Origin of the sequence: Hymenobacter properus, from assembly GCF_015694735.1 — a bacterium.
In the GTDB taxonomy this organism is placed as follows: Bacteria; Bacteroidota; Bacteroidia; order Cytophagales; family Hymenobacteraceae; genus Hymenobacter; species Hymenobacter properus.
Map to the genome: position 1 here is coordinate 1,105,821 of NZ_JADQDP010000003.1, position 13,494 is coordinate 1,119,314.

Annotated in this window: 13 protein-coding genes and 1 tRNA gene; 9 read left to right on the top strand and 5 right to left on the bottom strand. The window is 63.4% G+C overall.

All coding sequences use genetic code 11. The features are described 5' to 3' along the window. Window positions 1–45: 45 nt before the first annotated feature. Window positions 46–1,119, top strand: a complete 1,074-nt coding sequence (locus I2I01_RS16365; RefSeq protein WP_196287536.1) for a YncE family protein — start codon at window positions 46–48, stop codon at window positions 1,117–1,119. A 177-nt stretch (window positions 1,120–1,296) separates the two neighbouring features. Here the strand turns inward: I2I01_RS16365 and I2I01_RS16370 are convergent, their stop codons facing one another. Next, window positions 1,297–1,569, bottom strand: a complete 273-nt coding sequence (locus tag I2I01_RS16370; protein ID WP_196287537.1) for a hypothetical protein — start codon at window positions 1,567–1,569, stop codon at window positions 1,297–1,299. Between the two features lie 169 nt (window positions 1,570–1,738). Between I2I01_RS16370 and I2I01_RS16375 the strand changes: the two genes are divergently transcribed. Genes I2I01_RS16375 through I2I01_RS16385 form a run of 3 tightly spaced genes read left to right on the top strand, consistent with a single transcriptional unit; the run spans window position 1,739 to window position 3,334 of the window. Beyond that, entirely contained in the window at window positions 1,739–2,341 is a 603-nt protein-coding gene (locus I2I01_RS16375; RefSeq protein WP_196287538.1) for a thioredoxin family protein, read from the top strand. Between the two features lie 55 nt (window positions 2,342–2,396). Next, complete coding sequence (locus I2I01_RS16380; RefSeq protein ID WP_196287539.1) at window positions 2,397–2,756, top strand: hypothetical protein; 360 nt, start codon at window positions 2,397–2,399, stop codon at window positions 2,754–2,756. A gap of 5 nt (window positions 2,757–2,761) precedes the next feature. Further along, window positions 2,762–3,334: a helix-turn-helix domain-containing protein gene (locus tag I2I01_RS16385; RefSeq protein ID WP_211537995.1), complete on the top strand. Its 573-nt coding sequence runs from the start codon at window positions 2,762–2,764 to the stop codon at window positions 3,332–3,334. Between the two features lie 211 nt (window positions 3,335–3,545). Here the strand turns inward: I2I01_RS16385 and I2I01_RS16390 are convergent, their stop codons facing one another. After that, complete coding sequence (locus tag I2I01_RS16390) at window positions 3,546–3,899, bottom strand: four-helix bundle copper-binding protein (protein WP_211537996.1); 354 nt, start codon at window positions 3,897–3,899, stop codon at window positions 3,546–3,548. Between the two features lie 176 nt (window positions 3,900–4,075). Between I2I01_RS16390 and I2I01_RS16395 the strand changes: the two genes are divergently transcribed. Both I2I01_RS16395 and I2I01_RS23300 read left to right on the top strand, forming a co-directional pair. Beyond that, window positions 4,076–5,809 (top strand): hypothetical protein, encoded by a 1,734-nt coding sequence (locus tag I2I01_RS16395; RefSeq protein WP_196287540.1) that lies wholly within the window; start codon window positions 4,076–4,078, stop codon window positions 5,807–5,809. 66 nt (window positions 5,810–5,875) lie between these two features. After that, a complete protein-coding gene (locus tag I2I01_RS23300) occupies window positions 5,876–8,257 on the top strand; it encodes a B12-binding domain-containing radical SAM protein (RefSeq protein WP_211537997.1) in 2,382 nt (793 codons plus the stop codon). Between the two features lie 36 nt (window positions 8,258–8,293). Here I2I01_RS23300 and I2I01_RS16405 read toward each other — a convergent pair whose 3' ends face one another. Genes I2I01_RS16405 through I2I01_RS16415 form a run of 3 tightly spaced genes read right to left on the bottom strand, consistent with a single transcriptional unit; the run spans window position 8,294 to window position 10,205 of the window. Continuing rightward, window positions 8,294–9,346, bottom strand: a complete 1,053-nt coding sequence (locus tag I2I01_RS16405; RefSeq protein ID WP_196287541.1) for a hypothetical protein — start codon at window positions 9,344–9,346, stop codon at window positions 8,294–8,296. Between the two features lie 17 nt (window positions 9,347–9,363). Beyond that, on the bottom strand, window positions 9,364–9,909 hold the full coding sequence (locus I2I01_RS16410) for a GNAT family N-acetyltransferase (RefSeq protein ID WP_196287542.1): 546 nt from the start codon (window positions 9,907–9,909) through the stop codon (window positions 9,364–9,366). A gap of 29 nt (window positions 9,910–9,938) precedes the next feature. Next, a complete protein-coding gene (locus I2I01_RS16415; protein ID WP_196287543.1) occupies window positions 9,939–10,205 on the bottom strand; it encodes a hypothetical protein in 267 nt (88 codons plus the stop codon). A 91-nt stretch (window positions 10,206–10,296) separates the two neighbouring features. Here I2I01_RS16415 and I2I01_RS16420 point away from each other — a divergent pair. The 3 genes from I2I01_RS16420 (at window position 10,297) to I2I01_RS16430 (ending at window position 13,287) form a co-directional block, all read left to right on the top strand. Next, a tRNA-Gly gene (locus I2I01_RS16420) sits at window positions 10,297–10,369 on the top strand. A gap of 505 nt (window positions 10,370–10,874) precedes the next feature. Further along, window positions 10,875–12,587, top strand: coding sequence for a tetratricopeptide repeat-containing sensor histidine kinase (locus tag I2I01_RS16425; RefSeq protein WP_196287544.1), 1,713 nt, complete (start codon window positions 10,875–10,877; stop codon window positions 12,585–12,587). Between the two features lie 64 nt (window positions 12,588–12,651). Beyond that, window positions 12,652–13,287, top strand: coding sequence for a response regulator (locus I2I01_RS16430; protein WP_196287545.1), 636 nt, complete (start codon window positions 12,652–12,654; stop codon window positions 13,285–13,287). Window positions 13,288–13,494 lie beyond the last annotated feature (207 nt).

Genomic DNA, 13,494 nt, shown 5'->3' on the forward strand with positions numbered 1-13,494 from the left:
AAACTTTTTATCAATTCCTGACCGGTTTTACCGGCGTGTTTTTACATGAAAAAAGAAATTTTGCCCTTCCTGGCTGGCCTGGCCCTGCTGGCCGCCTGCGACCCCAAAAAAGAAGAAACCCCCGCGCCCACGCCGCCCGCCACCTATGGCGTGTACATCCTGAGCGAAGGTCAGTTTGGGGTTGGCGATGGCGCCGTGAGCGTATTCAACAAAGCCAATAAGGCCCTGACGGTGGACGCATTTGGGAGCGCCAACAATGGCAGCCGCCTCGGCGACGTGGTGCAAAGCATGGGCGTGCAGGGCAGCCGCGGCTACGTTGTGGTCAATGCCTCCAACAAGATTGAAGTGGTGAACCTGACCGATTTCAAGTCGGTGGCCACCATCAGCGGGCTTTCGCAGCCGCGCTATTTCGCGGCGGGCTCAAGCGGGCGCGGCTACGTCACGGAGTGGCGCGGGCCTTACACTGGCTACCTGCCCGGCGTGCTCAGCATTCTGAACCTGGCCACCAACACCGTGGCCAGCCGGGTGACGGTGGGCCGCAACCCCGAGCAGCTGTTGGTGCTGGGCGGCAAAATTTACGTGCCCAACAGCCTCGACAATACCGTTTCCGTCATCGACGAAGCTACCGGCACCCTGGCCTCCACCATCACCGTGGCCGACGGGCCCAGCAGCATGGTGGCCGACAAAGACGGCAACCTGTGGGTGCTGTGCAGCGGCTTCGTGAGCTACCTGAGCGTGCCCCCCTACACCCTCACCCGCGTATCGAACGGGACCCTCGTGCGCTTCAACCCCGGCAACCCTACCGCCCAACTCAAGCTGAACTTCCCCGGCACGGCCAGCCCGGGCAAGCTGCGCATCAACGCGGCCAAAGACCAACTGTATTACGGCTTTGGCGGGGCTGAGTACCAGCTGAGCACCGCGGCCACGGCCTTGCCCAGGGCACCCTTTATTCGGCGCAACTTCTCGGGCTTCGACATCGACCCGCGCGACAATTCCATTTTCGGCGCCGTTTCGCCCAGCTACAGCAGCAACGGCCGCTTCATTCGCTACCAGGCTACCGGTGCCCCCATCGATTCGTTTGAAGTGAAAGTGGGCCCGAACGGCTTCGTGTTTTACTAAGCCCTGAACCTGTGAGGGGACGATGATACGTAATGGCACCGAAGCGTTAGCTATTAATGCCTTGCCTTACCGCTCATTGCTCGGGGCGCCATCCTGAATTTCCACCTTTCTACCTGCAAAAAAGGAAAAGGCCCGCACCTAGGTGCGGGCCTTTTTATTTGTGGTAACTCCACAGGGTTAGTCGGCAATGCCGTCGTGGTTGCGGTCGGTGGCGTTTTCGGCGGCTTTGTAGAGCTCTTTGCCGGTGGGGCGATGGGCGGTGTCGCGGGCGAGGCCGGCGGTGGCCGAGTCGCCGCCAGCCACGCCATCTTGCGGGGCGGCGGGGCCTTTTTTGGTGTAGCCGCGCTCCACGTTGGTGTCGCCTTCTTTGGTGCCCGAGCTGCAGGCGCTAAAGGTGGCGGTGAGGGCGCAGGCCACGGCGAGGGGGCGGAGGAAGGATTTCAGAAGCATGAAAGCGTGAAGGTGAAGGCGTGAGAAATGAGCGATGCCGCAAGGTAAAGAAATAACCTCCCGCGGCGCAACCCGAACCAGGGCGGCCGGATACGGTTGTAGCGGTGGGCGCGGCCCTGGGGTTGCACCCGGCGCGGCCCGGCGCCTCCATTCACTCCGTTTGTTCCTGATGTCCAGTTCCCTTATTTCGCCCGTTGCCGTTCCGCAGCCTGCCTACACCTACGCCGAGTTCCGGGCCCTGGTGGCCACGCTGGCCGCCGAGCGCCGCACCACCGGCCCCGAGCAGACGCCCGGCCTCATTCGCTACACCGACCAAAACCAGGCCCACCTCGACCGTGCCCACGCTGTGCCACTGCTGCCGGAGCTGGTGGAGAAGCTCGCCAACCTGCCCCGGCCCGAGCAGTGGCTGGTACTGGCCGAAGCCTGGTGCGGCGACACCGCCCACACCCTGCCCATCCTGGCGCACTTGGCCGAGGTGAGCGCCGGCCGTGTGACGCTGCACGTGCTGCTGCGCTCCGACCACCCCGCCCTGATGGCCGCCCACCAGACCAATGGCGGCAACAGCATTCCCAAGCTCGTGCGGCGCGACGCGGCCACCGGCACCGACCTCGGCGACTGGGGCCCGCGCCCGGCGGCGGCGCAGGAATTGGCTCACCGGTTGCACGCCGATAAATCGTTGCATGTCAATCAAATAATTAAAGAAATGAACGCCTGGTACGAGGCCGACAACGGCGCAGCTTTGCAGCACGAGTTGCTGGCTGCGCTGGGCTAAGTCATTGGCTTCAATAAATTTTCGCTTATTTTCACCGCCTCTTTGCCCATTGTTTATGTTGCTTCCGTTGCGCCGTCGCCTCCAAAAACACGTTGCCGCCTGGCCCTGGCGGCGCGTGGGCGTGCTGGCCGGCGTGAGCTTCGTGCTGGCCCTGACGCTGGTCGGTTACTTGTTCGGCACGGGGGACCATTTTTTCAGTCGACTTTTTTTTGCCTTTCTCGTATTCGTCTGGCTGCTGGCCGTCACGTTCCTGGCCGTGGTGCCATTCGTGACCTGGGCCACCGGGCACTGGTTCGGACGCGGGTGGGCCGAAGTTTCCACTCCGGCGCCTCGCCCGCGCCGGACTTCTGCCGGTTCTGCAGCGGCGCGTTCTCATTCCTCACCGGCCCCCTCGCGGCGGCCAGAAACACGTTAACGACCTTGAAAACCAACCTACTGCATATCAAAAACATGGTGTGCCCCCGGTGCGTGGAGGCAGTGCAAAACCTATTGGAGCGCGCCGGCTACCGGCCCAAAGCCGTGAGCCTGGGCGTGGCCGAGCTCGACGAAACCACCCCCGCCGACCCTGAAGCCCTGGCTCCGCTGCTGCACGCCGCCGGCTTCGAGCTGCTGCGCGGCCGGGCCGAGCAGCTCACCGAGCAAATCAAAGCTACTCTGGCCGAGTACCTGGAGCACCTGCGCACGGCGCGCTCGCCGCTCACCACCTCGGCCTTCCTCACCGACCGGTTTGCGGCCACCTACTCGCACCTGAGCAAGGTGTTTTCGCGCACCGCCCACCTCACCATCGAGAAATACCTCATCCGCCTCAAAATAGAGCGCGTGAAGGAGTTGCTCAGCTATGGCGAGCTGACCCTGAACCAGATAGCCGACCAGATGCGCTACAGCTCGGGCCAGCACCTGAGCAACCAGTTCCGCCAAGTGACGGGCTATTCCGTAAGCGAGTTCCGCCGCCTGATGCTGCCCGAGCGCATGTCGCTTGATGCGCTGGCGTAAGGGGGCATCTGTCATTGCGAGGGCGAAGCCCGTGGCAACCGAAGGTCAGCGTAGCTAATCCGTCCTGTCAAAACCCGACACGCTCTTACTCCAGAAAGCCCCGGTACCACTACGGCACCGGGGCTTTCCTATTGGGCTTTGTCACAATATTAGGTTGGGTCGCTGAGAACAGGACGGATTGCTTCGTCGTGCCTCCTCGCAATGACAGGCGTTATGCCGCGTAGCTTTTGCAAGCCTCCACACAGGCGCGGCAGGCTTCGGCGCATTGCTTGCAGTGGTCGTGCTGGTGCTTAGCGCACTCATCATGGCATTTCTGGCAAATCTCGATGCACTCCTTGAGCACATGCTGGGCATGGTCAGAGCCGCGGGCGATGAAGGCGGAGGTGAGGCGACAGATGTCGGCGCAGTCGCGGTCGAGGCGGATGCAAGCGACCTGCATGTGAATATCTTCTTCATCGAGGCAGGCGTCGGCGCACAGCTCGCAAGCTGCAATGCAGCGGCTCAGGGCGTCTAGAACGGTTTGGTTGTTTTGGCGGGCGCGGGGCGCGGCAGCGGGCATTTGCATGGCAAGAATGTTAGGTGAACAACTGTAAACAACTAGCTGATTCTACGCAGAAAACCGCTATAGGAAGGTGTAGAATTTACGCTCGTGGCTTACACAATTCGGTGCCAGCCCGGGTGCTGTACGTTTTCGGCAAAATGCTGCCTTAACCCAAGGCCTAGATTTCGGGTATTAGCGGCATGAAGCATTGTTTTCTCAATCGGCTAGCCGTGCCGTCTGTGGCGGGCATTGTCGCGGCGGCGCTACTTACCGCCGCGCCAGGCCGGGCGGCCTTGGCGCAGGACCATAATCACATGGACATGAACATGCCCATGCCGCCCAAACCAAAGCCAGCGAAGCCCCGCCCGGTTGCGCCCAAGCCGGCTGGCCCCAGGGCCGCCCGACCCGCCGCAAAACCGGCTTCGCCAGGCACGCCGGCCACTTCTACGCCGGCCGATACCAGCCACCACGCGGCCCCCATGCACTCGATGGAAGGCATGCCCATGGACCCGGCCAAGCCTGCCCAAACCGCCCATCCGGCCCCGCCACACGAGCACACCCCCGGCATGGACATGTCGGGGGCCGGGCACGACATGGGCAGCATGGCCATGGCCCACGACAGCGCTATGCACATGGACGGCATGAGCCACTCGCTCTCGCGCAACCTGCCCATGAGCCGCAACGGTTCGGGCACCAGCTGGCACCCTGATGCCACGCCCATGTACATGTGGATGCAGCACAAGGGCCCCTGGATGCTGATGTACCATGCCGCCGCTTATGGCCGCTACACCAGCCAGAACTTCAACAACAACGGCAAGCGCGGCCACGCCAACGCCATCGACGGGCCAAACTGGGGCATGGCCATGGCTCAGCGCACCATCGGCGCGCGGGGCCTGCTGAACCTGAGCTTAATGGTCAGCCTCGACCCACTGACGGAAACCAACGGCGGCTACCCACTGCTGTTCCAGACCGGCGAAAGCTACCAGGGCCGGCCGCTCATCGACAAGCAACACCCGCACGACCTGATTTCGGGGCTAACGGCCAGCTATACGCACGCCATCAATGAAGATGTAGACGTGAGCCTCTACATGGGCTACCCGGGCGAGCCGGCCATCGGGCCGGTGGCTTTCATGCACCGCATCTCGGCCATGCCCAACCCCGACGCGCCCCTCTCGCACCACTGGACCGATGCCACGCACATCACCTTTGGGGTGGCCACGCTGGGCGTGCGCTACAAGCAGTTCAAGCTGGAAGGCAGCAACTTCACGGGCCGCGAGCCCGACCAGTACCGCTACGATTTTGACAAGCCGCGCGCCGATTCCTGGGCCGGCCGCCTCAACTGGAACCCCAGCCGCAGCCTGGCCCTGCAGGTGAGCCGCGCCTTCATTAAAAGCCCCGAAGACCTGCACCCCGACGAAAACGTGACGCGCACCACCGCTTCGGTGCTGCACAGCCGCACTTGGGGCGAGCGACGCTACTTGGCCTCGGCTCTGGTGTGGGGCTTGAATGAACACGGCGACGGCCACCACGGCGAGCACGCGGTGCTGGCCGAAACCAACCTTACGCTGGGCCGGCCCACGTTCTACGGGCGCTACGAGTTTGTGCAGAAGGACAGCGAAGAGCTGAATTTTTACGCCACCGGCCTCTATGATGGCCTGGATGCTAAGGTGTTCAACATCCATGCTCTCACGCTGGGCAGCAGTTACCGGCTGGCCAGCCTGGGCGGCCCACGCGGGCCGGAGCTGAGCTTGGGCGGGCAAATCACGGGCTACTTTATTCCCGAAAGCCTGCAGAATGACCGTTACGGCATCGCTTATGTGGGGCCCGGCTACGGCAAGCTGCCGCTTTCGGCCTCGGTATATCTGCGCCTCACGGCCCCGTGGATGAGCATGAAGGGGATGGGCAGCTCGGGCATGGGTGGCATGAAGATGTAAGCCGGCGCCGTGCCGACCTTTGCCGGGAAATGAACCCCGGCGCCCCTTGCCGGGTTAGATGCCACTGTGCCTACTGCTTCGCCCCGCATCCTGCTGCTCACGCCGCCGCTCACGCAGCTCAACACCCCGTACCCGGCCACGGCCTATATCAAAGGCTTTCTGGGCGGGCGCGGCTACGCCGTGACGCAGGCCGACATGGGCCTGCAGCTAGTGCTGCGCCTGTTTTCGGAAGCAGGCTTGAAACGCGTATTTGAGGAAATTGAGGCCGGAAATTTCGACCTGAGCGACAACGCCCGGCGCATGCTGCGGCTGCAACGCCGCTACCTGGCCACCATCGGTCCGGTCATCCGGTTTCTGCAGAACAAGGACCTCACGCTGGCCCCGCGCATCTGCCACGGCCGCTTCCTGCCCGAAGCCAGCCGCTTTGATAACGTGGCCGACCTTGAAACCGCCTTCGGCAGTATGGGCCTCACCGACCAGGCCCGCCACTTGGCCACGCTCTATCTCGAAGACCTGGCCGACCTCATCAAGGAAACCGTGGGCCCGCACTTCGGCTTCTCACGCTACGCCGAGAAGCTGGCCCTTTCGGCCACCTCCTTCGAGCCCCTGCACCGCGAACTGGAAGCGGCCCCCAACCTGCTGGACCGCATGCTGCTGGAGGAACTGGAGCCGCTGCTGGCGCGCGTGCAGCCCGATGTGGTGGGCTTCACCGTGCCCTTCCCCGGCAACCTCTACGGGGCCCTGCGGCTGGCCAAGCACATCAAGCACCTTAGCCCTGCCACCGTGACCGTGATGGGCGGCGGCTACCCCAACACCGAGCTGCGCACCATTCAGGAGCCCCGCTTTTTCGACTACATCGACTACCTGACGCTGGACGATGGCGAGGGCCCCTGGCTGCGGCTGCTGGAGTATCTGGGCGGATTGAACGAGCAAAAAGGACGTCATGCAGAGCGCAGCGAAGCATCTCGCGTGCCGCTACTAACCAATGAATCGCCTAAAAATAGCAACGACGCAGGCGAGATGCTTCGCTTCACTCTGCATGACCGCCAGGAAGTGAGCGAGGCAGAGGACGAAGTGCACTGCGACCTGCAGACCGTCCTCTACAGCCCGCCCACCCGCGACCAGCTGCAGCGCACCTTCCTCCGCAATGAGCAGGGCCAGATTGAGTACATCAACCACCCACACCCCGATGTACCGCACCCCGAGGTGGGCACGCCCGACTACTCCGACCTGCCCCTGACGGAGTACCTCTCGGTGCTGGAAGTGCTCAACCCCATGCACCGCCTCTGGAGCGACGGCCGCTGGAACAAGCTCACCGTGGCCCACGGCTGCTACTGGAAACGCTGCTCGTTTTGTGACGTGACGCTGGATTACATCAGTAGGTACGAAACCGCGCCCAGCACCCTGCTGGTGGATAGAATCGAGCAGATTATTCAGCAAACCGGCCAGACCGGCTTTCACTTCGTGGACGAGGCCGCGCCACCTCTGGCCCTGCGCGACCTGGCCATCGAGCTACTCAAGCGCCGCGTGCCCATCACCTGGTGGGGTAACATTCGCTTCGAAAAAACCTTCTCGGCCGACCTGTGCCGCCTGCTGGCTGCCTCGGGCTGCATTGCCGTGAGCGGCGGGCTGGAGGTGGCGTCGGACCGGTTACTGGCGCTTATGGAAAAGGGCGTCACCATTGCGCAGGTGGCCCGCGTCACGGAGGGTTTCACCCAGGCCGGCATCATGGTGCACGCCTATTTGATGTATGGCTTTCCTACCCAAACCGCGCAGGAAACCATCGACAGCCTCGAAGTGGTGCGCCAGCTCTTTGCCGCCGGTGTGGTGCAAAGCGGCTACTGGCATCGCTTTTCCATGACGGCGCACTCGCCTGTGGGCAAAAACCCGGCGAAGTACCAGGTGCAAGCCATCGGCCCCGAGCCCGCCGGCTTCGCTTGGAACGACCTTTGGCACGACGACCCCCTGGGCACCGACCACGAAGCCTTCGGCCCCGGCCTGGCCAAAAGCCTTTATAACTACCTGCACGGCGTGGCTCTCGACGAGCCGCTGGCCCGTTGGTTCGATTTCAAAACGCCACGCCCCACCACGCCGCGGCACCTCGTGCAGCAGGCCCTGCAGGCTCCCGAAAAGCCCGATTTTGCCCGCCAGAACCAGCGCCTATTTTGGCTCGGCAATGCCCCTGAAATCCGCCTCGAAGCCGGCAAAAAGACCCCCCGCGCCGTGCTCACCTGCTACGAGCAGGCCGAGGATTTTGAGGTGAAAACCACCGAAGCCGCTGGCCGTTGGCTGCACCAGCTGCTCACCCAGCTCAGCCACGATTACGATACCAAAGTATTGTTGAAAGACGCGGCGGCTGGCTTTCCTAAAACAGAGGGCTCGTTTGAGGCTTTTCTACAAACCCCGGCCTGGCAGCTTTTGCGCGAAAAGGGCTTGCTGCTCTTGTAAGCGGCTGGCCGGTCTTGGTTTCATTAGCCCTGACCGCTACTGTTGCCGCAGCCATTCCAGAACTTCTGCTGGCACACCTGGGGCAAGTTGGGGGCCCAGGTCCCCGGCCACCAGCAAATTGGTTCCGGCCTGGCGATAGGTGCGCACCGTGGCTCCACGCCGCCCACCCACAGCGTTGCGGAGCGTGGCGGCTTGCGTGGTAGCACTGGCCCCGCCATGTAAGCTCAGTAGGGGTACCTTCCGGTCTTTTAATTCCCGAATGGCGGCCCGGGTGACCGGGTCAACAACTAGATTCTGGGCAATGAGGTAAGCTGCACGCGGCCCACCCGGCGCGGCTAGGGCCTGCGCCAGCGCTGCCGCGCGCGGCCCGGCGGCCCAGAGGCCCACGTGGGCTGTATCGGCTCCCGGCGTGTTGTGTAGCAGGCGCAAGGCCTTTTGCAGGCGGGGCGTTTCGGTTTCGGGCGTGGCCGAATGGGCCATGGGCAGCACCAAGACGATAACGCCCTCGCGGGCCAGCGCATCGGCCCACAGCGGCGCGGCCACCGCCGTGGCCGAATCGGGCAGCAAGGCCAACACCGGACCCAGGGTGCTCACATCGGCTGGGGCAAAAAGCCAGGCTGAGCCATTGCCCTGCGGCACTTCCTCCACATGGTAGGTGCTGGGCGAAGGGCTACCGCGCTTGAGCAGCACGGTCGTCGCCTTGGCCGAGTCGACTTCCAGCGTGCCCCGCCAAAAATCACCCTCTGCCGTGAGCGTCAGGCGTTGGCCGGGCCGGGCCGGGCGCGTGAGGCGGAGTTGCTTGTCGCCGAAAACAACCGTATCGGCCACGAAGCTGAGCCCGGGCGCCGTCGGTACGGTTAGTTCGGCTTCGTAGTGGCCCGGGCTGGGATGGCGGATGTCAAGGGCCGCGCGCACATCGGGCCGGCCGGCTTGGGCCAGGCTGCCTTCGTAATGCCCCACGGGCGGGGGCGTGGGGTTGCTGGCGGCGTCGTGCTGCGGTTGGCAGGCCGCCGCGGCCAGTAGGGCCAGCGCCGTCCTCAGACCGGTGGCACGTCCCTTCAACAATCGCAGCAAAGCGGGTATAGGCATTCCCAAAAGTAGGTGGTTTAGCGCCCCGCCAGCCCTTTGCGCAAAATCAGGTCGGTTTGTACGTCTTGCCCCAGCCGGAACTCGTGCTGCCCAATCTCGCGGAAGCCAAAGCGCTGATAAAAGGCCCGCGCTTTGTCGTTTTTCTCCCACACGCCCAGCACCACGGCGGTGCAGTGCAGTTGCTCGGCCAGGGCCAGAATGCCGCGCATCAAGGCTGCCCCCAGGCCAGTGCCCTGCCAATCGTCGCGCACGTAGAGGCGCTCAATTTCGAGGCGGCCAGCCGGGTTCTGCCCTTCGGCCAGCCCTATGGCTGAATTGTCGCGCAGCTTGGCATAGCCCACCAGCTCAGCCTGCATGTGGGCCAGCAGGAAGGTGTTTTCGCGGTCCTGCAGCTCGGCCAGTTGAATGTCCGGGCCGAAGTTCTCGGCCAGGTACGCGGCCATATCGGCGGCCGTGTTGGTGGCAGCGAAGGTGTCTTGGAACGTTTGGCGGCCCAGGTCGGCGAGTTGGGCGGCGGTGGCGGCGTTGGCCTTGGCCAACGAAATGCGCAGGGGAGATGACATGGGGCAAAGGTCGGTCCGCGGCGGCCGATTTACAGTATCTCTTCGGTATCGGGGTCGCGGCGCGACAAATCATCGCCGCGCCGCATGCGCCGGCCTAGGCGCATGAGCAGTCCGCTGGCCAGCAGCCCCACCAAGTATACCGATAGCATGGCGTATGAACTCTGGTAGGTCGTGTTCCAGCTCATCACCGTCACGTATACTTTCAGCAGCATGCCGAGGCCCAGCAGCCCGCCGCTCAGCATGAGCAGGAAGCCAACCAGGCGGCGCGTAGCAGGGGGGAGGGGAGCAGAAGCCATGTTCCCCCGTCATACGCGGCGGCCGGAGCCGGGGTTAGCGGCCGTTGCAAATCCGGTTCTTTGGCGTAATTTCGGCCCACCAAGTCACCCCGCGGGAGTAGCTCAGTTGGTAGAGCATCAGCTTCCCAAGCTGAGGGTCGCGAGTTCGAGCCTCGTTTCCCGCTCATTCAGAAACAGCCATTTAGCTTCGTTGCTAGGTGGCTGTTTTGGTTTTGGATTATACTATGGGTTATGCAAGTGTTCTGATAAAGTCTCTTGGTGCGGTTCGCTGCTTAAGCCCCACATGGAGTTGTCTAAGTGCAGGCGCTTTGCAGCATATCAAGTCGACAAAACGAGATGGCTCTGTGACTTCCTTTCTTCAGAAGCACGAGGCCCAGAAAGTCGAAACCTGTTATGCATCTGCGCAAGGAACGAGGGGGACGCGGTCTGTAGCGCGGCAAGGTCGAGGCAAATGACCGTTTGCGTGAACTCGAGAGCAGGACTACTAGCGATACGAACATTTCGACTTACAAGTCTTTTTTCAGACCTTGCTCCTGCTTCCCCGTTTTACTCCTTATGCACTCGTTTGGCAGCGTGCTCTTCATCGCCATCTTCTGGTGGGTATTGCCGATGCCCGTTCAAGCGCAGTCCGGTCGTCTTTTCCAATCGCCGCGTTCACCACTGCCACCAGTGGTTGCTGCCATTGCTCCCCACGGTTCGGGGATACCTGATACCAGCCAGATTCGTAGCTACCTGGCCCATGGCATGGCGGTGCGACACAGCAACCTTGATAGTTCACTCTATTACAACCAGCAGGCCCTGCGCTTGGCCCGCCGCTTAGGATTCAAAACAGGCGAGGCCCGGGCCCAGGTGGCCGTCGCCAATGACCTCTACAACGCTGGGAAATTCGTAGCCGCCGGGCAGGCCTACGAAGCGGCGGTGTGGCTGGCGCAGCGCACCCGCCTGTGCGACGTGGCAGGCAAAGCGTACAACGGCATGGGGCTGGTGGGGCAAGCGCTGGGCAACGTGCAGGGGGCCATTGCTTACTTCAACAAGGCCCGCCAGGTATACGCGGCTTGCCTGCCCATCCATCCGCGCAATGAAGCGCTGCTGCTGACCAACATCGGCAACACCTACATCCAAAGCGGACAATTTGCCGAGGCCGAAAAGCCGCTCCGGCAAGCCATGGCCGGGGTTACGGCCGCAGTAGATGCGCCCACTGTTCTCAACTTACTCGACTTGGTGGGCCTATTACAACAGCACCAGCAGCACCTTGACTCGGCCGTGGTGACGTGGCAACGCGAACTGGCGCTGGCCAACCAAGTGGGCAACCGCCGGGCCCAGAGCTACGCTACCGCCAACCTTTCCACCGCCTGCCTGCAGCGTGGCCAGCCGGACGCCGCCCTGGCCTACGCCCAGCAAGCCATGCGGCTGGCTCGCCAACTCGGCAATCAGTCCCAGATTACCGACAACACCCTGGTGCTGGCCCGCGCCCTGCACGCCACGCGCCGACCCGGCGCTTTCGATACCCTGAGCCGCTACGTTGGGATGCTGAATGCCTTGGTGGGACAGACCAGCGCCGAGGCCGTGGCCCAGGCCCAGGCCCGTTTCAATGTCGAAGGCCAGCAGGCGCGGATTCGGGCCTTGGAGCAGCAGCGGCGCATTGCCGAACTCGAGAATGCGCACCGCACCGCGCGCAACCGCTTGCTGCTCGGCGGGGCGGTGCTGGCAAGCCTGCTGTTGGGGCTGGCGGGGCTGAACTTCCACCGCCGCCGGCAGCAGCGGCGCGAGGAGAAGCTGCGCAGCCAGCTGGCCGCCGACTTGCACGACGACGTGGGCACGTTGCTCAGCCAGATTGCCTTGCAAACCGACCTGCTGCAGGAGGGTCTGGCTCCGCCCGATGCGCAGCAAGGCTACTTGGCCGAAGTGGCCGACAACAGCCGCATGGCCGTGCGCCAGCTCAACGACGTGGTGTGGAACCTGGACGCGCACAACGACACCGTGCCCAACCTGCTCGACCGCCTGCGCGACTACGCCCACGACGTGCTGGTGCCCACCGGCCGCGACGTGCGCTTCGAAACGGACGTGCCGTGGGAAAACCCGCAGCTGCCTGCGCCCGTGCGCCGCCATCTTTATTTTATTTACAAAGAGGCGCTGCACAACATTTTAAAGCACGCGCCGGCGTCGGCTACCGTCACCGTGGGGCTGCACCGCCGGGGCCCACACTTGGTGTTGGAAGTTGTGAACGACGGCCCGGTTTCGTCGGCTGTGGCTCCGGAGCGCAACTCGGGGCACGGGTTGCGCAACATGCAGACCCGGGCGCAGGCCATGGGCGGCAGCGCCACGGCGACCGCGCGCGAGGGCGCGTTTGCCGTGCGCGTGCAGGTGCCGGTGCGCTGGTAACGGGGGGCTGTTGTCGCATCAAAATGCGCTAGTGGCCCGCGGCACGGGCCGGTACCTTTGCCCCATGCTCAGCACCGTGCCCCTCGCCATCATCGAAGACCAGCCTTCCATTCGGCAGACCTACGCTACCTACCTCTGCGCCCAACCCGAGTTTGACTGTGTGCTGGTGGTGGGCTCGGTGGAAGAGTTTCTGGCGGAGTTGCCCAGTGCCACCCGTCCGCCGCGACTGGTGCTGAGCGACATCGGGCTGCCCGGCCTCTCGGGCATTGAAGGCGTGTCGCGCATCAAGCGGGTGCTGCCCAAGGCCGACGTGGTGCTCATCACCGTGTACAGCGACGCCGAGCGGCTGTTTCAGGCTCTGTGCGCCGGGGCTGTGGGCTACCTGGTGAAAACCACGTTGCTGCGCGACGTGAAAACGGCCCTGCTGGAGGTGCTCGACGGCGGCTCGCCCATGTCGCCGGCCATTGCCCGGCACGTGGTGCGGCACTTCCAGCCCGCGCCTTCCCTCACCGAGGTCCTCACGCCGCGCGAAATGCAACTGGTGCAGGCCATTGAGGAAGGCCTGAGCTACCGCTTGGTGGCCGAGCGCATGAGCATTTCCATCAACACTGTGCGCACCTTCATCCGGCGCGTGTACGAAAAGCTGGAAATCAGTTCTCGAACTGAACTGCTGGCCCGCCACCGCGCGGGCCGGGTCTGACGCGTCGGCCGGAGCTGAAGAGAGCGAGTGAAAAGTAGTTTGGATGTCGCATAAAAATGTGACAAATCAAGATTAGAAAGGACGGGATATTTGTGACGCTGGCGGGCTTGCTGCCAGCTCGCTAGTTTCCGCTGCCCTAAAAACACCTGTCGCCTGCTTTTTCGCCGCCTAGCTTAGGCTTTGCGGTTGCTTGGACATCAGTAAGTA